A 19,429-nucleotide genomic window follows, 5' to 3' on the forward strand; every position below is an offset into this window, starting at 1 on the left:
GTCCAATCTGCCCGCTCAATTCGCCGGCAGTCCCCTCCGGTTGTTACAGCGGTTTTCTGTTCATCGATCCGACATGCCATGTACCTTTCAATGAGTCGACGCGTGTAGAAATCTCAACCAGGTTCTACGCGCGAAGAGTTGGCGCCCCCACCGCCTCAACCCCACCCCCTCATGGAGGTTCGCCGGATGTTTGGATCCAGCAGATCCCGCCACAGAATCACCACCGCCCTGGCCGGGTTCGCCCTGCTCACCGCGGGAGCCGCCCTCCAGGTCGGCACCGCGGCCGCCCCCGCCCACGCGGCCACCACCTACCGTGTCCTGTTCGACGACGGCCACGCCGAAGAGGCCGGCAACGCGGACTGGATCATCTCCACCAGCAAGCCCGACCCGCTCTCCCAGGACTCCTCCCCCTCCTCGGAGACGGACTGGACCGGCGCGCTCTCGTCATGGGGCGTCGCCCTGCAGAAGACCGGCAGCTACAGCCTCAAGACCGCCACCAGCGCCCTGACGTACGGCGGTTCGTCGACGACCGACCTGTCGAACTTCGACGCGCTGGTGCTGCCCGAGCCCAACACGCTGTTCACGACCGCCGAGAAGACGGCCATCATGAACTTCGTGAAGAACGGCGGCGGCCTGTTCATGGTCTCCGACCACACCGGGGCCGACCGCAACAACGACGGCTACGACGCCGTCGAGATCTTCAACGACCTGATGACGAACAACAGCGTCGACTCGACCGACCCGTTCGGCTTCTCGATCGACACGCTCGACATCAGCTCCGGCTACCCGGCCGCGATCAGTGACAGCACCGACCCGGTCCTGCACGGCTCCTTCGGCACCGTCACCAAGAGCCTGATCGCCGACGGTACGACGGCGACGTTGAAGCCGTCGGACAACTCCGCCGTCAAGGGCCTCCTCTACCGCAGCGGCTACTCCGGCAACACCGGCGCCTTCTTCGCGACCAGCACCTTCGGCAGCGGACGCGTCGCCTTCTGGGGCGACACCTCGCCCGTCGACGACGGCACCGGCCAGTCGGGCAACACGCTGTACGACGGCTGGAACGACAGCGGCGCGACCAACGCGGCCCTCGCCCTGAACGCCACCGCCTGGCTCGCCGGGGGCGGCAGCAGCGGCGGAGGCGGCGGCGGTGGTGGTGGCGGCACCTGCACCGCCGCCCAGCTGCTCGGCAACCCCGGCTTCGAGTCCGGCAACACCACCTGGACCGGCAGCAGCGGGGTCATCACCAACTCCAGCAGCGAGGCCGCCCGCACCGGCTCGTACAAGGCCTGGCTCGACGGCTACGGATCGGCCCACACCGACACGCTGTCCCAGTCGGTGACCATTCCGTCCGGCTGCTCCGCGACCCTCAGCTTCTATCTGCACGTGGACACCGCGGAGACCACCACCAGCACCGCCTACGACAAGCTGACGGTGACAGCCGGATCCACCACCCTGGCCACGTACTCGAACCTCAACGCGGCCTCCGGATACGTCCTGAAGAGCTTCGACGTCTCCTCCCTCGCGGGCACCACGGCCACCATCAAGTTCAGCGGCGTCGAGGGGTCGACCCTCCAGACGTCCTTCGTCATCGACGACACCGCGCTCAACGTGAGCTGAGCCCGGCGGACGGTTCCGGCGCGGCTGCCGGAACCGTCCGCTCCGCCGCGTTCCAGCCGGAGACCCGCACCCGGGGCTCCGAGCCGTGCAGATCGGCGGTGCGGTAGGTGGCCGTCAGGGTCGCCGACTCGCCCGGCCACAGGCTGACCTCGTTGTCCGACCACCGCACCGGCAGCACCGGCCTGCCGTTCGTGTCGACGAGATGGACGTCCGTGAGCAGGGCCGGGGTCTTGTCCGTACCAGCGTTGCGGACCGTCACCGTGGTGGTGGACATGCCGTCCGCGGCCGTGGTCGACGCCGTGGCCGTGACCGGCACCTGGGCCATCGACGTCAGCCCTTTCAGATCCGCGTAGCTCGTCGTCGGCGTGTGCCACCAGTCGGTCTTCGCCCAGTCGAGGGTGTCCGCCTTGGTGGAGAGCCAGTAGACGTTGCGGCTCACCTCCTGGCCGGCCGCGTCGGTCAGGACCAGCCGCGCCAGGTACGTGGACGCCAGCCCGCTCACCGACGCCGGCAGGGTGAGCGCGGTGGTGTGCGCGCCGTCGCCCTTGACCGAGAGGCCGGTGACGGTCCGGTCGTACCGCTGGGTGCCGTCCGGGTCGAAGAGCGTCACCCGCGCGGTGAGCCGGGACTCCGCGGTGTGCCGGTTGTTCACCACGGCCACCGTGCGGTCGTCGTAGGAGTACTGGACGTGCAGCGGCTCGTTGGCCTTCTTCGCGCCGAAGTAGGCGCCGCCCTGGTCGAGGTAACGGTCCATCAGCTGCCAGTGCAGGGACGTCCAGCCGCTGTTGAACATCCAGTAGACGACCCCGGTGGACGGCTTGGCGGCGTCGGTCTGGTTGCGCCCGTACGCCTCGTACTGGGCGCGGACGTTCTCGTACTGGGCGAGCTGCGCCTTGCGGACGTAGTCGGTGAGGCTCTTCGGGGCGCCGTAGCGGCCGGTGAGGGCGGCGTCGTAGATCTTCAGGGTGCCGAAGGTCGCGGACGGTGAGCGGTGGTACTGCTTGGCGTCCGGGTTCTTCCAGAGGGTGTCGAGTTCGGCCGGGGTCATCATCCGGCGCAGGGTGTCGAGGGTGGGGATGTCCGGGCCGGCGCTGGTCTCCGAGTTGAAGCCGGTGGCGCCGCCCTCGCGCTTGGCGTACCAGTAGCCCGGCGGGACCCAGTCGTAGGGGCCGGTCATCTTCATGCCAGAACTGCCAAGCTGGGGAGCCGACTTGTCCGAGGCGGCGGGAACCACCGGGGCGGCCCAGTCGGCGGCGTCCAGGGCGTCCAGATAGCTCTTCTCGATCTTCGCGTCGGGCGCGGCGTCGCTGCCGATCAGGAAGGAGATCACGCTCGGGTGGTCACGCAGCCGGGCGGCCTCGGCGGCCATCGAGGCCTGGGCGACGGGGTAGTCGGCGGCGGTCCACTTCTCGCCGCTCTCGCCGCTGTTGGTCTGCCCCTCCCACTTGTCGCAGCACTCCCAGCCGGGCAGGGTGAGGACGCCGAGGCGGTCGGCGAGGTCGAAGAACTCGTCGGGCTCGATGTGACCTTCTAGCCGGATGGCGTTGAGGCCCAGGTCCACGGCGTACCTGAGGCGGTCCTCGACGTAGGTCGAATCCCAGCGCAGGAACTCGTCCGGTGACCAGCCGCCGCCCTTGATCAGCAGCCTGCGGCCGTTGATCGAGTACTGGCGGGCGCCGTCGGAGTTCAGCGGGGCCCGCACGTCGCGGATGCCGAAGCTCTCGTGTGCGGTGTCCGACGCCGTCCCGCTGACCGAGGCGGTGAGGTCGAGGTCGTACAGCGGCTGGCCGCCCATGCCGGCCGGCCACCACACCTTCGGGGAGGTCAGGTGCAGGCCGGGGACGTCGGCGGGGGTGAAGGTGACGGTCTTGGTCTGGTGGGCGGCGAGGGCGACCGATCTGGTGACGGCCACCCCGGCGACCGTGCCCGAGACCTCGGTGGTGACCGGGGTGTCCGAGTCGTTGCGGGCCTGTGCCTTCACCGTCAGGTCGGCCGTCGCGAGGGACGGCACCGCGAGGTTCGTCACCACGTGCGCGTAGCGCAGCGCGACCGGGCCGCCGCGCCGGACCAGGACGTCACGGACGATGCCCATGTTCTGGTCGGGCGGGGGCTGGAGCCAGTCGAGCCAGCCCATGGTGAGGTTCTTGTTCGGGTTATTGGGCTGGATGCGGAAGGCGACCGTGTTGGTCCCGGCCCCGACCAGCGAGGTGACGTCCAGCTCGTGGTGCGTGTAGGCGCCGGTGACGTCGGCGGTCGTCGCGACCCGGTGGCCGTTGACGTACACCTCGGCCGCCGAGATCACCCCGCTGAAGTCCAGATAGGTGCGCTGGGAGGTGTCCGTCACGGTGAAGTCGCTGCGGTACCACCAGGGCACCTGGAAGGGCGATTTGGGGATCTTCTGCAGGTTGGTGGAGACGAACGGGTCGTCGTACACGCCGTCGGCGAGGAGCGCGGCCAGCACCGTGGAGCGGGGGCCCGCCGGATACCAGCCCTTGGCGGGATAGCCGGGGGAGGAGACCGCCGACGCCGAGTCGCTCACGTCGGCCGTCGACCGGATGGCGTAGCCGGACAGCGGGGTCTGCGACCCGGCGGTGGACGGCACACGGGTGATCCGGGCGGGCCCGTGGGCCGGGTCGTGGGCCCCGGCCCAGGCGCTGGTGTTGAGTGAACCGAGCAGGCCCAGGGCCACGGTGGCCGTGGCGAGGCGGTGTCCGGGGGCGCGGCGAGGGAACACGGTGGTCTCCAGGCTCGTAAAGTTAGGAAACTTTACTAACCCGCCTCAAGCTAGGGATCCGAGAGGGCGGTGTCAATCACCGTGGCGCCCGGGTGAGGTCGCCGCGCCGGATTCAGGCCGTGCCCGACCTGCGCTCGAAGACCAGGTCACGGGCGGTGTCGAGGGCCGTGGCCACCGCGCCGAGCAGCACCGCGTCCTCGCCGAGCCGGCTGGGCGCGAGCTTCGGGCGCAGCGGGGTGAGCGTGCGCAGATGCTCCCGTACCGGGCGCAGCAGCAGGTCGACGCTGTGGCCGACCCCGCCGCCCAGCACCACCAGGTCGGGGTCGAGTACGGCGGCGGCCGCCGCCACCGTGTGGGCGATCCGCTCGCCCTCAAGGCGTACCGCCTCGACGGCGGCGGGGTCGCCCTGCCGGGCCGCGTCGAACACGGACTTCGCGGTGAGCTGGCCGGTCATCCCGAACCGGCGGGCCGCCTCGACCACGGCCACCCCGGACACCGCGTCCTCCAGCCGCTCGGGCTTGCGCTGCCGTCCGGGCCAGGGCAGGAAACCGATCTCCCCGGCGAGCCCGTGCGCCCCCGTGAACAGCCGCCCCTCGCTGACGACCCCCATCCCCAGACCGGTGCCGATCATGATGTACGCGAACAGCCGGCTGCCCGCCCCGACGCCGTACGTGTACTCGCCGAGCGCCGCGAGATTGGCGTCGTTGTGCACCTCCAGCGGGACGCCCAGCTCCTCGTGCATCCGGTCGAACAGCCCGGCGCGCCCCCAGCCCGGCAGATGCATCGCGTACCGCACCCGCCGCTGCCGCTCGTCGTACACACCGGGCGTGCCCACCACCCCGTGCACCACCTCGGCCGGATCGACCCCGGAGTTGGCGACGACCTGCCGTGCGGTGGTGACCAGCAGGTCGGCCATCGCGCCCGAGCCGCGGGCCCGGTTGCGCACGTCGGAGCGGGCCACCAGGGTGCCGTCCAGGTCGGCGACCGCCACCCGCAGCCAGCCGCGGCCCACGTCGACGCCGAGCGCGTACCCGGCCGCCGGGTCGGGCGCGTACAGCACGGCGGTGCGGCCGCGCTCCGGGGCGTGGGTGCCGACCTCGTGGACCAGGCCCGCCGACTCCAGTGCCGCGAGCGCGCTGGACACCGTCGGCTTCGACAGGCCGGTCTCGCGGGCGAGTTGGGCACGGGAGGCGGAACCGAGCCGGCGCAGCCGGTCCAGCAGCAGCCGCTCGTTGGTGCTGCGCAGTCGCTGCCGGCTCCAGGGCTGTTCCTGCTGCTCTACGACGTCGCTGGCGGCCATCACACCATTCTCACCGATTCCTGACGCATACTTGACGCGTCTAGTAAGGCTCCTTAACTTTATCGGCCATCCCGCCGAAACGGCCGCCGTCCGTCGTCCGCGTCCCGCCACTTCCCCCAGTGCCTCGTTCAGGAGCCCCCATGTCCGGTAGTCCCGGTAGCCCCGGTAGTCCCCTCGGCCCTGGTAGCCCGCCGTCCGAAGGCGGTTTCGTCCGGCGCGTCGGCCTGTTCCAGGCCACCGCCATCAACATGAGCCAGATGTGCGGCATCGGCCCGTTCGTGACCATCCCGCTGATGGTGTCCGCGTTCGGTGGCCCGCAGGCGGTGATCGGCTTCGTCGCGGGCGCCGTGCTCGCGCTCTGCGACGGCCTCGTCTGGGCCGAGCTGGGCGCCGCGATGCCCGGCTCCGGCGGCAGTTACGTCTATCTGCGCCAGGCCTTCCAGTACCGCACCGGACGCCTGATGCCGTTCCTGTTCGTCTGGACGGCGATGCTCTTCATCCCGCTGATCATGTCCACGGGTGTGGTCGGCTTCGTGCAGTACCTGGGTTATCTCGCCCCCGGACTCGGCCAGACCTCCGGCGACCTGATCGGGCTCGGCATCATCGCCCTGGTGGTGCTCCTGCTCTGGCGGGGCATCGAGCACATCGCCCGGATCACCGCCGTGATGTGGACGGTGATGATCGCCTCGGTGCTGCTGGTGATCGTCGCCGCGGCCACCGACTTCAGCCCGCACCTGGCGTTCACGTACCCGGCGCACGCCTTCGACCTGACCGGCGACCACTTCTGGCTGGGCTTCGCGGCGGGCCTGACCATCGGCATCTACGACTACCTCGGCTACAACACCACCGCCTACATGGGCGCCGAGATCAAGGACCCGGGCCGTGTCCTGCCACGCTCCATCCTCTACTCGATCGTCGGCATCATGGCGATCTACCTGCTGCTGCAGATCGGCACCCTCGGCGTCATCGACTGGCACCGTATGACGAACCCGGACGACATCGCCTCGACCTCGGTCGCCTCCGCGGTGCTGGAGAAGACCTGGGGCAAGGGCGCCGCCGACACCGTGACCGTACTGATCCTGATCACGGCCTTCGCCTCGGTCTTCACCGGCCTGCTCGGCGGCTCCCGGGTGCCCTACGACGCGGCCCGCGACCGCGTCTTCTTCCGCCCCTACGAGAAGCTCCACCCCAGGCACCGCTTCCCGATGCTGGGCCTGGCCACCATGGGCGTGATCACCGCGATCGGCTTCCTGATCGGCCGCCACACCGACCTGGCCACGCTGATCCAGCTGCTCACCACCGTGATGGTGATCGTGCAGGCGCTCGCCCAGATCCTCGCGCTCACGGTGCTGCGCCGCCGCCGGCCGACGCTGAAACGGCCCTACCGCATGTGGCTCTACCCCGTGCCGAGCATCGTCGCCTTCGCCGGCTGGTGCGTGATCTACGGCTACGCCGACCGGAACTCCCCAGGCCGTCACCCCATCGAGTGGTCCCTGGCCTGGCTCGCCCTCGGCTGCGTGGCGTTCCTGGTCTGGGCCCGCCTGGAGAAGGTGTGGCCGTTCGGGCGCAAGGAGATCAGTGAGGAGTATGTGACACCCGAGAGCCCGGTCGCGGTGTAGTCTCCGAATACACATCAGCCTCACCCGACGGGACCAACTCCCGTCGGGTGAGGCTTTTTTCATGTCCGACACCGCAGAAACCGACGTCGTCGTCCGCCCGGCCTCCATCGAGGACCGCCCTGCCGTCGAACGGTTGTGGCTGATGTTCCGCCACGACCTGTCCGAGTTCCACCGGCTCCTGCCCGGCACCGACGGAACGTTCCGCAGCGAACGCGTCGAGGACGCCTTCTCCTCGCCCGACTGGGCGCCCTACCTGTTCGTACAGGGCGAGCATCCGGTCGGCTTCGCGTTCGTCCGGGGCCTGGGCGCGCCCGTGCGGGTGCTCAACAGCTTCTTCGTGGTCCGCGGCGCCCGCCGGACGGGCCTCGGGCTGCGGACCGTCCGTGAGGTCCTCACCCGGCATCCGGGCAGCTGGGAGATCGCGTTCCAGTACGAGAACCCGGGCGCCGTCGCCTTCTGGCGGCGGGTCGCGGCCGAGCTCGCGGGCGACGCCTGGACGGAGGAGACCCGCCCGGTGCCGGGCCTGCCGGAGCTGCCGCCGGACGTGTGGATCTCGTTCGGCGTGGGGGCCTGAGCGCGCGCCACGTGCTGCCGGAATTGACATGCAAGTAACTGCCTGCATAACGTTGAGTGTGCGATCAGAGGATGACAGTGGGATGGACCAGGTCTTCAAGGCGCTGGCCGACGACACGCGCAGGCGGTTGCTGGACCGGCTGCACGAGCACAACGGGCAGACGCTGGGTGAGCTGTGCGAGCGCATCGCGATGACCCGGCAGTCGGTGACCCAGCACCTGGCCGTCCTGGAGGCCGCGCATCTGATCAGCACGGTGCGGCGGGGGCGGGAGAAGCTGCATTACCTCAACCCCGTGCCGCTCCACGAGATCCAGGAGCGGTGGATCGACAAGTTCGAGCGCCCGCGGCTGCGCGCGCTCGGCGACCTGAAGCGACGAGCCGAGGAAGCCATGAGCGACAAGCCCAGCTATGGCTACGTCACCTACATCGCCAGCACCCCCGAGAAGGTCTGGGACGCCCTCACGGACGCCGACCTGACCGCCGTCTACTGGGGGCACTCCAACGTCTCCGACTGGCGGCCCGGCTCCCGCTGGGAGCATGTACGCACCGACGGCTCCGGCATCGCCGACGTGGTCGGCACCGTCGTCGAGAGCGAGCGCCCGACCCGGCTGGTTACCAGCTGGGCCGCGCCGGAGCACGAGGGTGAGCCGGACCGGCACTCCCGGGTCACCTTCGACATCCAGCCGCACGCCGACATCGTCCGGCTCACCGTCACCCACGAGGACCTGGACGGCGAGGACGAACTGCGCGCCATCTCGGCCGGCTGGCCGGCCGTGCTGTCCAACCTGAAGTCCCTCATCGAGACCGGCGGTCCGCTCCCGCAGGAGCCCTGGCTGGTGCCCGGCCGGTGAACACGCGGCGGGGCCGGTCCGCCGTCACCGGACCGGCCCCGCGTCCTCCCTTCCGAGGAGGAGCTCGGTGTGGCTACGACATGGGCGTCCGCCGGGCCGCCGAAGCGGCACACACCAGCCCGAGGCAGAGTGCCAGCGCGCCGATGATCACGTTGTTGATGATGACGCCCGTGTCCGGGCTGCGGCCGACCACCCAGGGCGCGATGATCATCCAGATGCCCAGGGCGCACATGGCCCAGCTGAGGCCGTACATGCGCTCCGGAGCCCGGGTGAACCCCAGTGCCAGCAGGCCTATGGCTATACCCATGATCAGGTTGTGGGTCATCAGAGCCGGCTGGCTCGCCGTGTAGTGAAGGATCCACGGGGAGGCCGCGCAGTACAGACCGAGCAGGAACACCGGTCCGTCCACGAGGGCCACATCGCGACCGCCGAGCATGCGGTCGTAGCGCTCCCGCATCTCGCCTACATCGGGGTGGCTCGATATGTCGCTTCTGCCGTGCGAGACGTTGGCCATGAGTCGTCTCCTTTGACTGTGCAGGCCTGACCGCGTCTGGTGCGTGCGTTATACGCCGCTACTGGACATTCTGCCCTTATTTCTCCTTTATGTGTAGGCGGGGCGCCCTCACCGGCTCGTCCCTTCTTGCGCCCTCTCCCGCCTCGCGGATGCGGTGCGGGCCGGGGCCTGTCATGGAGCTCGGAGCGTTTCTGCGTCGAAAGAGCGTGCGGACGGCGAACCGGTGAGCGGCTCAGCCGCCCACCTCCGGCTGGAGACAGCCGCGCAGCCGGCACAGGCCGCGGCGGGCGTGACTCTTCACCGTGCCCAGCGGCCAGCCGGTACGCTCCGCGATCTGGGTGTGGGTGAGGTCCTCGTAGAAGGCCAGACGCAGCACCCGCTGCTGAGGGGCGGGCAGCTTGGCCAGCTCGTGCAGGACGATGACCCGGTCGAGGGCCGCGTCGGGCTGACGGGCCGTCGGATCGGCCAGGGCGAGCGACGAGCCGGCCGACGCGATCACGGCGAGCCGGCGGGTCCGGGCGGCCAGCGCGTCGGCGATCTTCCGCCTGGTGATCCCCGTGATCCAGCCGCCGATCGAGCCGCGCTCCGGGCAGAAACCCCGGCGCCCGCGCCACACCCCGAGGAACACCTGCTGGGTCACGTCCTCCGCCTCCCTGGCGTCGCCCAGGGACCGCCAGGCCAGCGTGTGCACCAAGGCCGACCAGCGGTGATAGGCCGCCTCCAGACAGTCCTCGTCACCCGCCGCGAGCCCGCGCGCGAGCTCCTCGTCGGTGCGGGACTCCGCCGTCGGCGCCGATGTGACGGCACTGTCCTGCGGGCTCATGACGGCGGCTCCTCCGGTCGCACGGCGACCCTCCGGGGACTCCTGGCCCGGCCGGGCGGCTGCCGGAAGTGCGGACTCGGGACGGCCGCCGACGCGGGCCCTGGCCCAGCCATCGTCCGGGGGCCGGAACCTGGTCATCAACTCGCATCGTTTCTGCGTCGTATAGTCGCTGCCATGAGTCAGCCATCCGCGCGCGGGGACTCCCCGCACGGCGAGGTGCGGGACCGGCCGAGGCGGTCCGCAACGACGGCAGGCGTGCCCCTGACGACCGGTGCGCTGGCCCGTCGGCTGGGGGTGGCGCCCACCACGCTCCGCTCCTGGGACCGCCGCTACGGCATCGGGCCCGCGGTCCGCGCCGACGGACGGCACCGCCGCTGGACCCCGCAGGATGTGGCCGTGCTCGAGGAGATGTGCCGCCTGACCTCGTCGGGCGTGCCGCCGGCCGAGGCGGCCCGTGCCGCCAGGGAGACGGCCGAGGCATCGCCGGGGACGGCCGGGACGACGGCGCGGCCGCCGGACCATGGCTCCTCGCACGCGGCCGGCGCACTGCCGCTCGCCGACGTGCGCCAGGAGTGCCGGGGGCTGGCCCGCGCGGCCGTACGGCTGGACGCCCCGGCCGTCGAGGAACTGCTGACCGCCGCCGTGGAGCAGTACGGTCTCACCGTCGCCTGGCAGGAGGTGATGGTGCCGACCCTGCACGCCGTGGGGCGCAAGTGGCTCTCGTCCGGCGACCGTTACGTCGAGGTCGAGCACCTGCTGTCCTGGCACGTCTCCACCACCCTGCGCCGGCGCACCCCGCCGCCCGGCCAGGGCGCCGGACCCGTCGTCCTGGCCTGCGTACCCGGCGAGCAGCACACCCTGCCGATCGAGGCGCTCAACGCCGGACTGGGTGAACTGCGCCTGCCCACCCGCATGTTCGGTGCCGCCGTCCCGGCGGAGGCGCTCGCGGCGGCGGTGCGGCGGCTGGGCCCGTCGGCCGTGGTGCTGTGGGCGCAGGCGCGCTCCACGGCCAGCCTGCCGCTGGCCCGGCATGTCGCCGACACCCAGTGGGGGGTGGCGGGTGCACGCCGCCGTCCCCTGGTCGTGCTGGGCGGACCAGGCTGGTCCGCTCCGTCCGCGGCGCGAGGGATGCCCCGCCCACCGAGCCTGCAGCACGCCCTCGACATCCTCTCCGCCGCGTACCGGGAAGGAGCTTCCGGCGAAGTGTCCTGACGATCGCTCCCGAGGGAGGACCGGGCAGCGGCCGCCTGACCGTCCGCACCGGCGACGGTGCCGTCGCGGCCGACGGCACCGCCCTCGCCTCCGGGACCCCGCGCCGCCCGCGAGGTGCTGGCGACCCGCACCGCGGCCGGTCGGCCACCGGGGTCAGGACGGGCCGCCGCCCCGTAGCCGCTCCTCGCGCGGGACTTCGCCGAGGCCGTGGAGGCGGTCCGGGCCGTGGAGCGCCCCGGGTCGTGCGGGGGTCGCCCGCCGGGCGGGTCCGCGGGGTTCCCTCAGTCGCGGGCGCGGGCCCGCCTGAAGCGGGCGAGGCCTTCGGAGAGCTCGACGACCCGGTCCGGGTAGTCGTCGAGACCGGCCCGGTCCTGCCCCCGCAGCTTCCAGGGTTCGTGCACCGCCGGGCCGTCGAGCGCGGCGAGTTCGGGGACCCAGCGGCGGACGTACGCTCCGTCGGGGTCGTAGCGCCTGGCCTGGGTCACGGGATTGAGGACGCGGTTGGGGCGGGTGTCGGTGCCGGTGCCCGCCATCCACTGCCAGTTGAGCTGGTTGTTGGCGACGTCACCGTCGACCAGGAGGTCCAGGAAGTGACGGGCGCCCACGCGCCAGTCGACGTACAGGGTCTTGGCGAGGAAACTCGCGGCCAGCAGCCGGCCCCGGTTGTGCATCCAGCCCTCGTGGCGCAGCTGGCGCATCGCCGCGTCGATCACCGGGTAGCCGGTGCGTCCCTCCTTCCAGGCCCGGATGTCCTCGCGCGCGGCGTACGCGGAGCGCCAGCGGTCGCGTTTGGTCCGGTAGTCGGCGGTGGCGGCCGCGGGCCGGGCGGCGAGCACCTGGCGGTGGAAGTCGCGCCAGGCGATCTGCCGGACGAAGGCCTCGGCGCCGGGCCCGTCCGCCCCGCGTGCCCGGTGGACCAGTTCGACGGGGGAGACCGTCCCGAAGTGCAGATGGGGCGAGAGACGGGAGGTGGCGTCGCCCGCCAGATCGTCGTGGCGGTCCTCGTACGCGCCGATCCCGCCGCGCAGCCAGGCGGAGACGCGCCCGCGGCCCTCCGTCTCCCCGCCGGCCGCCAGGCCTTCGGACACCCCGGTGAGGTCCGCGCGGGAGGGCAGACCCTCGGAGCCGACCCCGTCCGGGACCCGCACGGTGCGCGGCGCGGCCAGCACGTCGCGCAGCCGCACCCCGGACCACTGGCGGAAGTACGGGGTGAAGACGGCGAAGTGGTCCGAGGAGGCCGGGGTGAGGTCACCGGGCGGCACGGCGGTGGTCACGGTGTCGTGCACGTGCAGCCGCCGCCCCTCCGCCTCCAGCGCCCGGCGCAGCCGCCGTTCCCGCAGCTGGGCGTAGGCGCTGACGTCGCCGGCCAGATGAACTTCGTCGGCGTCCGTCTCGGCGGCCACCTTGCACACCTCCTCGACGACGTCGCCGGAACGCACCACCAGCCGCCCGCCCCGCCTGCGCAGACCGCCGTCGAGGTCCCGCAGGCAGTCGGCGAGGAACGCCAGCCGGTTGGGCACGGCGAACCCGGCGTCCGTGACGCCCGTGTCGCGTACGAACAGCGGAACCACCTCGCGGGCCTCGTTCCCGGCCCGCAGCGGCGGATGGTCGTGCAGCCGCAGGTCGGCGGTGAAGAGGACGACCGAGACGTTCATGGTGCTTCTCCGGGGTCGAAGGGCGGGCGGCCGGTGAGGTACTTCCGGCCCGGCGAGCCCCGCGGATGCGGCCGTCACCCGCCAGGTGCGGACTCCCTCGCGAGGGTGGCCGGGACACGGGCCGCGGCGAGCGCGATGTTGCGGGCCATGCCGCCGAACACGACCGCATGGAAGGGGGAGACGCTCCACCAGTAGGCGTGGCCGAGCAGCCCGTGCGGATGGAACATGGCCCGCTGGCGGTAGCGGGTACGGCCCGCAGGGTCGGTGTCGGCGTACATCTCCAGCCAGGCGAGACCCGGCAGCCGCATCTCGGCCCGCAGCCGCAGCAGACGGCCGGGCTCGATCTCCTCCACCCGCCAGAAGTCCAGCGAGTCGCCGGCCCGCAGCCGCGCCGCGTCCCGCCGCCCCCGGCGCAGCCCCACCCCGCCCACCAGCCGGTCCAGGCCGCCCCGCACCGCCCAGGCCAGCGGGAAGGAGTACCAGCCGTTGTCCCCGCCGATCCCCTCGATCACCCGCCACAGGGCCTCGCGAGAGGCGTTCACGGTCAGCTCCCGCCGGTCCGTGTACAGGCTGCCGCCCGCCCAGTCGGGGTCGGTGGGCAGCGGATCGCTGGGCGCGCCGGGCACCGCCGCCGACGACCAGCGGGTGGTCACCTGCGCGTCCTGGATGCGCTGCAGGGCCAGCCGTACCGCCTCGTCGAAGCCGAACGGATGCCCGGGCGGGTCCGGCACGTACCGCGCGATGTCGTGCTCGTGGCAGACGACCTCGTGGCGCAGCGACTCGGTCAGCGGCCGGGCGATGGACGCGGGGACCGGGGTGACCAGCCCGACCCAGTGACTGGACAGGCCGGGGGTCAGCACCGGCACGGGGAGGATGATCCGGCGGGGCAGTCCGGCGACCGCCGCGTACCGCAGCATCATGTCGCGGTAGGTCAGCACGTCCGGTCCGCCGATGTCGAAGGCGCGGCTGACGCCGGCCGGCATCAGTGCGCTGCCGACGAGATACCGCAGCACGTCGCGGACCGCCACGGGCTGGATGCGGGTGCGCACCCAGCTGGGGGTGATCATGACCGGCAGACGTTCGGTGAGATAGCGCAGCATCTCGAAGGAGACGGAGCCCGAACCGATGACGACCGCGGCCCGCAGCACGGTCGTGGGCACGCCGGAGTCCAGCAGGATCCGGCCCACCTCGGCCCGCGAGCGCAGATGCGGCGACAGCTCGGACTCCGGCACGCCCGACGGCGTCAGGCCGCCGAGGTAGACGACGCGCCGCACTCCCGCGGTCCGGGCCGCCTCGCCGAAGATCCGCGCCGCCTTCCGGTCCGTCGCCTCGAAGTCGGCGCCGGTGCCCAGCGCGTGCACCAGGTAGTAGGCCACGTCGACGCCCCGCATGGCCTCGGCGACGTCGGCGGCGTCCGTGACATCGCCCCGCACCACCTCCGCCCGCCCGGCCCAGGGGTGGTCGCGCAGCTTGCCCGGGGAGCGCGCCAGACAGCGCACCCGATGGCCCTCGGCGAGCAGCTCCGGCACCAGCCTGCCGCCGATGTATCCGGTCGCCCCGGTCACCAGGCAACGCGGGCCGGGGGCGTGGTCGTCAGCGTTCATCAGCTCTGCGTCCTCCGCGTCGGCCCCCCTGGAGACACTTCCACGTGTGCCGTCGTTTCGGATGCGGCGGATTCCATGGTCTGCCCGTCGGCGACAACCGTCGACCGGGAGCGGTGGACGGCGGACCCGGGCCGGCACTCTGGGCATGTCCGCGCCGATCGCGGGCAGACGAACCGCAGGACAGGGGCCGGATCCGGCCGAGGGAAGGACGCTGGAGGTGTCTGCCGCCATGAGCGCGAAGGTGTTGGAACGTTTCCCTGCCGGAGCTCCGCGGGGATCGTGGCCGGCGGAGGAGTACGCGGCCGAGCGCCGCGCCGAGGGCGAGCCCGCGACGGTCGTGATGGACCTGCGGACGGACGCCTTCCTGGTCGTGGTCCCCGGCCCGGACGACGACTGACCCCCTCACCCGGCCGGGAGCGGCCGGTACGGGAAACGGCTGTTCCGGCCCGCCGGTGGTACCGGGCGGTGTCGTCGGCGCACACCGCCGTGCGGGCCACGTGTACCTCGGCCGGCAGGACGTCTTCGGACTCGCACCGGCGGGGCCGCGGGAGCGCATGAGGACGGCGGCGGTGTCTCCGACCGCCGTTTCGGGCCCCGCGTGCCGTGTTGCGCCGACCGCGGCGGTGACGGCGGGCATCGGCGCCGCCGCGGTCCTCGGCCCCGACCTGACCAGGGCGGCGAGGGTCATCGCCGTGGATGCGGACGAGCGCAAGCCGGCCACGGTGCACCGGCTCGGCGCCACCCACCCCGTCAACTCCCCGGAGACCGACGCCGCCTACGCGGTGCGGAAGCTGCCGGCGGATTCGGCGCCGATGCGGTGATCGAGGCAGCGCGGCGGCCGGAGACCCACCTGCTGTCCGGCCTGCTACGCCCGTGACCTCGCCGGGATCGTGGTGCCGGTCGGCGTCCCCACGCCGGAGTCGAGGCCGGAGCTGCCGCCGCTGGACGCCTTCGTCACCGGGACCGTCACCCTGGGCGAGGTCGAGATGGCCCTCGAAAGGATGCTCACGGCGGCGTCCCGCGCTCGGTGTTGGCCCAGTGACGAGCCTGGAGCGGATCGACCGCGGTTTCTGACCGCCCCGCGTCCTCGCGCTCGAAGGGACACTCGTTTCTCCTGTTCACCCTTGCCTTCGAGGGCACTTCGGCATGGTCCGGAGCCGCCGCCGCGGCCTGCGCAGACCGGCGAGTGAACGCCTTGACAACGCTTCGGAGGCGCCCTCAGACTGACGTTGCGCTCATCGCAATCCGTTTCGCTATACGCACCGAGGTGTCATGAAGATTCCCGCGTGCCGTCTCGCGGATCTGCCGCGAGGCGAGGCCCACCGGCTCGATATCGACCCGCCCGTCTCGGTGTTCCACACCGAGGACGGCGAGCTCTTCGCCATCGACGACACGTGCACCCACCAGGACGCCTCGCTCGCCGACGGCTGGCTGGAGGGCCGCGAGGTCGAATGCCCCCTGCACGCCTCCAAGTTCGACCTGCGGACCGGCTCCGTGGACGCACCCCCGGCCAAGCGCCCGGTCCGCACCCACGAGGTCGTCGTCGAGGAGGGCACCGTCTACGTCCGGCTGTCCGCCGACGCGCCCAACCTGCCGCCGTGCGTCGCCGCCCGGCTCGCCGGGGGCGCGGCGTGAGGACGGTCGCCGTGGTGGGCGCCTCGCTGGCCGGGCTGTCGGCCGCGCGCTCGCTGCGGCAACGGGGGTACGACGGCCGGCTGGTCGTCATCGGCGACGAGCCCCATCGCCCGTACGACAGGCCGCCGTTGTCCAAGGAGTTCCTGGCCGGCACTGTCGGTGAGGCGGACCTGGCGCTGGAGCGGGACGACGAGGAACTCCGTGCGGAGTGGCTGCTCGGGGCGCGCGCCACCGGGCTGGACCGCACCGGGCGGGCGATCCGGCTCGCCGACGGCCGGGAGGTCCGGGCCGACGGCGTGGTGGTCGCGACCGGAGCCGCCGCCCGCACCCTGCCCGGTACCGAGGGTCTCGCCGGGGTCCATGTGCTGCGCACCCTCGACGACGCCCGCGCCCTGCGACGCGATCTTTCCCGGGGCGGCCGCCTTGTGGTGATCGGCGGCGGGTTCGTCGGCGCCGAGGTCGCCTCCACGGCGTATGCCCTCGGGCTGGACGTGACCGTGGTCGAGGCGGCACCGACCGCGCTGGCCGGACCGCTCGGCCCGGCCATGGGCGCCGTCGTCTCCGCCCTCCACGCCGACCACGGGGTACGGCTGTTGTGCGGGGTCGGGGTCAAGGGGCTGAGCGGCGAGCGCCAGGTGGCGGCGGTCCTCCTGGAGGACGGCCGCAGTGTGCCCGCCGACACCGTCGTCGTCGGCGTGGGGGCGCGCCCCTGCGTCGAGTGGCTGGAGGGCTCCGGCGTCACGCTCGACAACGGCGTGAAGTGCGGTGCCGACGGGCGTACCAGCGTGGCCGGGGTGGTCGCCGTCGGCGACTGCGCCAACTGGTACGACCCGCACGCCGGCGGCCATCGCAGGGTCGAGCACTGGACCGGCGCGCTGGAACGGCCGGCCGCCGCCGTCGCCGCGCTCCTCGCGCACGGGGCGACGGAACCGGGCCTCCCCAGGCCCCCGTACTTCTGGTCCGACCAGTACGGCGTGAAGATCCAGTTCGTCGGACACGCCGCCGGGGCCGACGAGGTGACGGTCGAGGAGGGCTCGACCGACGACCGCAGCTTCCTCGCCGTCTACCGGCGGGCGGGCCGGCCGGTCGCCGTGCTCGGGATGAACCAGCCGCGGCTCTTCACCCGCCTGCGCAAGCAGTTCGGCACCACCGCGCCCTGACCCGGCGCCCGCGCCGTCCCATCGATCCACGACGTTCTCCGAGGAGTGCACCGTGACCTCGACCAGCCTGCCGGACAGCCTGATCGCCACCCTCCCCGGCTCCGCCTACACGGATCCCGGCATCTTCGCCCAGGAACAGGAACGCGTCTTCGAGACGATGTGGTTCTGCGTCGCCCGCGCGGCGGACCTGCCGAAGCCCGGCGCGTTCCGCACGGTCGACGTGGGCCGCGAGAGCATCCTCGTCACCCGTGCCCGGGACGGGTCGGTCCGCGCCTACTTCAACGTCTGCCGGCACCGCGGGGCCAGACTGTGCACCGAGGAGACGGGCGAGGTCAGGCGCGCCTTCCAGTGCCCGTACCACGCCTGGACCTACGACCTGGACGGCAAGCTGGTCGCGGCCCCCAACCTCACCAAGATGCCCGACGTCGGCCGTACCGAGTACGGCCTGGTGGGGGTGGCCGTGCGGGAATGGCTGGGCTATGTCTGGGTGTGCCTGGCGGAGGACCCGCCCTCCTTCGAGGAGGACGTGCTGGGGGCCGTCGTCGAACGGCTGGGCGACACCGCGTCGATCGAGCACTACGACATCGAGCACCTGTCGGTGGGCCGGCGGATCGTCTACGACGTGCGGGCGAACTGGAAGCTCATCGTCGAGAACTTCATGGAGTGCTACCACTGCGCCACCATCCACCCCGAACTCACCGAGGTGCTGCCCGAGTTCGCCGACGGCTACGCGGCGCAGTACTACGTGGGCCACGGCGCCGAGTTCGGCGCGGACGTCCGGGGCTTCACCGTCGACGGTTCCGAGGGGCTCGACCGCATCCCCGGAGTCGCCGCGGACCAGGACCGGCGGTACTACGCGATCACCGTGAAACCGCAGGTTTTCATCAACCTCGTGCCCGACCACGTGATCTTCCACCGCATGTACCCGGTGGCCGTGGACCGGACGGTCGTCGAGTGCGACTGGCTCTACCTTCCGCACGTCGTGGAGAGCGGCAAGGACGTCAGCCGGTCCGTGGAGCTCTTCGACCGGGTCAACCGCCAGGACTTCGACGCCTGCGAGCGCACCCAGCCCGGGATGAGCTCACGGCTGTACGCCAAGGGCGGTGTGCTGGTGCCCAGCGAGCACCACATCGGCGCCTTCCACGACTGGGTCCACGAGCGGCTCGGTACCCGGCGGCCGGAGTGACGGGACTGACAGGACTGACAGACACGGAGCGCCCGTGGCCCGCGCGGAACACGGACGCGGGCCGTACGGCGGTCGTCCTCGGGGCGCTCAGCCCAGGAACCCCATCCGGTGGCTGATCTCGGCGGCGCCCTTGACCAGCACCGGAGCCAACTCGTGCATACGCTCCTCGGTGAACCGGTAGGACGGCCCGGAGGCGCTGATCGACGCGATGACCTTGCCCTCCCGGTCCCGGATCGGCGCGGCCATGGCGTGCAGCCCGATCTCCAGCTCCTCCAGCGTCCAGGCGTAACCGCGCTCCCGGGCCTCGGCGAGGTCCTTCTCCAGCTTCGCCTTCGTGGAGATGGTGTGCGGGGTGAGCTTCTTCAGGCCCCCGTCCGAGATCAGCGCGGCCCGTTCCTTCGCCGGCCGATGGGCCAGCATGACCTTGCCGCTGGAGGTGGCGTGCAACGGGGTCAGCTGGCCGACCCAGTTGTGCGCGGTGACGGCGGCCGTACCGCGTACCTGGTAGAGGTTGATCGCGTAGTGCTCCTGCAGCACCGCGATGTTGACCGTCTCGCCGATCTCCTCGGCCAGCCGCTCGCAGACCTGACGGCCCTGCTGGGTGACGTCGATACGCCCGGTGACGGCGCCCGCCAGCCGGACGATGCCGAACCCGAGCGCGTACTTGCCCCGTTCGCCCGCCTGTTCCACCAGTCCGCGCGCCTCCAGGGCGCCGAGCAGGCGGAACGCGGTCGACTTGTGTACCTCGATCTCGGCGGCCACCTCGCTCACGCCCGCCTCGCCGCGCTGGGCGAGGATCTCCAGGACGCTGATGGCGCGGTCGACGGACTGCACGCCACCGGAGGATGAGCCGTTCGTTTCTGTGTCCGGACTGTAGTTGCTCATAGCGAAACTATACGCGGAGTAAACAACAGCGCCCAAGAAACGTGGTGTGAACAAAGATCTT

At 71.9% G+C, this 19,429-nt stretch carries 16 protein-coding genes and 1 pseudogene; 10 read left to right on the plus strand and 7 right to left on the minus strand.

Going from position 1 to position 19,429, the window contains the following annotated elements; all coding sequences use genetic code 11:
- Positions 1–186 precede the first annotated feature (186 nt).
- The gene (locus tag ACZ5K7_RS26170; protein WP_468916737.1) at positions 187–1,617 is read left to right on the plus strand and encodes a hydrolase; all 1,431 of its coding nucleotides are present in this window, start codon (positions 187–189) and stop codon (positions 1,615–1,617) included.
- Here the strand turns inward: ACZ5K7_RS26170 and ACZ5K7_RS26175 are convergent.
- Positions 1,604–4,351, minus strand: coding sequence for a glycoside hydrolase family 2 protein (locus tag ACZ5K7_RS26175; RefSeq protein WP_468916738.1), 2,748 nt, complete (start codon positions 4,349–4,351; stop codon positions 1,604–1,606). The two genes, ACZ5K7_RS26170 and ACZ5K7_RS26175, sit on opposite strands and share 14 nt — an antisense overlap.
- 112 nt (positions 4,352–4,463) lie before the next feature.
- Complete coding sequence (locus ACZ5K7_RS26180) at positions 4,464–5,651, minus strand: ROK family transcriptional regulator (RefSeq protein WP_351707543.1); 1,188 nt, start codon at positions 5,649–5,651, stop codon at positions 4,464–4,466.
- Positions 5,652–5,791: 140 nt separating this feature from the next.
- Between ACZ5K7_RS26180 and ACZ5K7_RS26185 the strand changes: the two genes are divergently transcribed.
- The 3 genes from ACZ5K7_RS26185 (at position 5,792) to ACZ5K7_RS26195 (ending at position 8,694) form a co-directional block, all read left to right on the plus strand.
- On the plus strand, positions 5,792–7,270 hold the full coding sequence (locus ACZ5K7_RS26185) for an APC family permease (RefSeq protein ID WP_468916741.1): 1,479 nt from the start codon (positions 5,792–5,794) through the stop codon (positions 7,268–7,270).
- Between the two features lie 61 nt (positions 7,271–7,331).
- Complete coding sequence (locus ACZ5K7_RS26190) at positions 7,332–7,844, plus strand: GNAT family N-acetyltransferase (protein WP_468916743.1); 513 nt, start codon at positions 7,332–7,334, stop codon at positions 7,842–7,844.
- Between the two features lie 82 nt (positions 7,845–7,926).
- Positions 7,927–8,694: an ArsR/SmtB family transcription factor gene (locus ACZ5K7_RS26195; protein ID WP_468916745.1), complete on the plus strand. Its 768-nt coding sequence runs from the start codon at positions 7,927–7,929 to the stop codon at positions 8,692–8,694.
- A gap of 73 nt (positions 8,695–8,767) precedes the next feature.
- On the opposite strand, the gene ACZ5K7_RS26200 is transcribed toward ACZ5K7_RS26195, so the two are convergent.
- Both ACZ5K7_RS26200 and ACZ5K7_RS26205 read right to left on the minus strand, forming a co-directional pair.
- Positions 8,768–9,208, minus strand: a complete 441-nt coding sequence (locus ACZ5K7_RS26200; protein ID WP_351707555.1) for an SPW repeat protein — start codon at positions 9,206–9,208, stop codon at positions 8,768–8,770.
- 232 nt (positions 9,209–9,440) lie between these two features.
- Complete coding sequence (locus ACZ5K7_RS26205) at positions 9,441–10,031, minus strand: sigma-70 family RNA polymerase sigma factor (RefSeq protein WP_468916749.1); 591 nt, start codon at positions 10,029–10,031, stop codon at positions 9,441–9,443.
- Positions 10,032–10,205: 174 nt separating this feature from the next.
- On the opposite strand from ACZ5K7_RS26205, the gene ACZ5K7_RS26210 reads away from it, so the two are divergent.
- Positions 10,206–11,243 (plus strand): MerR family transcriptional regulator, encoded by a 1,038-nt coding sequence (locus ACZ5K7_RS26210; RefSeq protein ID WP_468916752.1) that lies wholly within the window; start codon positions 10,206–10,208, stop codon positions 11,241–11,243.
- A gap of 281 nt (positions 11,244–11,524) precedes the next feature.
- Here ACZ5K7_RS26210 and ACZ5K7_RS26215 read toward each other — a convergent pair whose 3' ends face one another.
- Both ACZ5K7_RS26215 and ACZ5K7_RS26220 read right to left on the minus strand, forming a co-directional pair.
- On the minus strand, positions 11,525–12,898 hold the full coding sequence (locus ACZ5K7_RS26215; RefSeq protein WP_450973532.1) for a cryptochrome/photolyase family protein: 1,374 nt from the start codon (positions 12,896–12,898) through the stop codon (positions 11,525–11,527).
- 74 nt (positions 12,899–12,972) lie between these two features.
- Positions 12,973–14,502 (minus strand): SDR family oxidoreductase, encoded by a 1,530-nt coding sequence (locus tag ACZ5K7_RS26220; protein WP_468916755.1) that lies wholly within the window; start codon positions 14,500–14,502, stop codon positions 12,973–12,975.
- A gap of 229 nt (positions 14,503–14,731) precedes the next feature.
- Between ACZ5K7_RS26220 and ACZ5K7_RS26225 the strand changes: the two genes are divergently transcribed.
- The 5 genes and pseudogenes from ACZ5K7_RS26225 to ACZ5K7_RS26245 all read left to right on the plus strand — a co-directional run bounded on the left by ACZ5K7_RS26225 (position 14,732) and on the right by ACZ5K7_RS26245 (position 18,483).
- On the plus strand, positions 14,732–14,899 hold the full coding sequence (locus ACZ5K7_RS26225; protein ID WP_351707570.1) for a hypothetical protein: 168 nt from the start codon (positions 14,732–14,734) through the stop codon (positions 14,897–14,899).
- A gap of 235 nt (positions 14,900–15,134) precedes the next feature.
- Positions 15,135–15,544 (plus strand): annotated as a pseudogene (locus ACZ5K7_RS26230) (zinc-binding dehydrogenase); the annotation flags it as partial.
- A 230-nt stretch (positions 15,545–15,774) separates the two neighbouring features.
- Positions 15,775–16,137 carry a bifunctional 3-phenylpropionate/cinnamic acid dioxygenase ferredoxin subunit gene (locus tag ACZ5K7_RS26235; RefSeq protein ID WP_450973531.1) on the plus strand — a complete coding sequence of 121 codons (363 nt, stop codon included), beginning with the start codon at positions 15,775–15,777 and terminating at the stop codon, positions 16,135–16,137.
- Entirely contained in the window at positions 16,134–17,297 is a 1,164-nt protein-coding gene (locus ACZ5K7_RS26240) for an NAD(P)/FAD-dependent oxidoreductase (RefSeq protein ID WP_468916758.1), read from the plus strand. The genes ACZ5K7_RS26235 and ACZ5K7_RS26240 overlap by 4 nt, the downstream gene beginning before the upstream one ends.
- 52 nt (positions 17,298–17,349) lie before the next feature.
- Positions 17,350–18,483 carry an aromatic ring-hydroxylating oxygenase subunit alpha gene (locus tag ACZ5K7_RS26245; protein ID WP_468916761.1) on the plus strand — a complete coding sequence of 378 codons (1,134 nt, stop codon included), beginning with the start codon at positions 17,350–17,352 and terminating at the stop codon, positions 18,481–18,483.
- An 87-nt stretch (positions 18,484–18,570) separates the two neighbouring features.
- Here ACZ5K7_RS26245 and ACZ5K7_RS26250 read toward each other — a convergent pair whose 3' ends face one another.
- Positions 18,571–19,368 carry an IclR family transcriptional regulator gene (locus tag ACZ5K7_RS26250; protein WP_351707588.1) on the minus strand — a complete coding sequence of 266 codons (798 nt, stop codon included), beginning with the start codon at positions 19,366–19,368 and terminating at the stop codon, positions 18,571–18,573.
- Positions 19,369–19,429 lie beyond the last annotated feature (61 nt).

This window comes from Streptomyces sp. NPDC031497 (assembly GCF_055580905.1).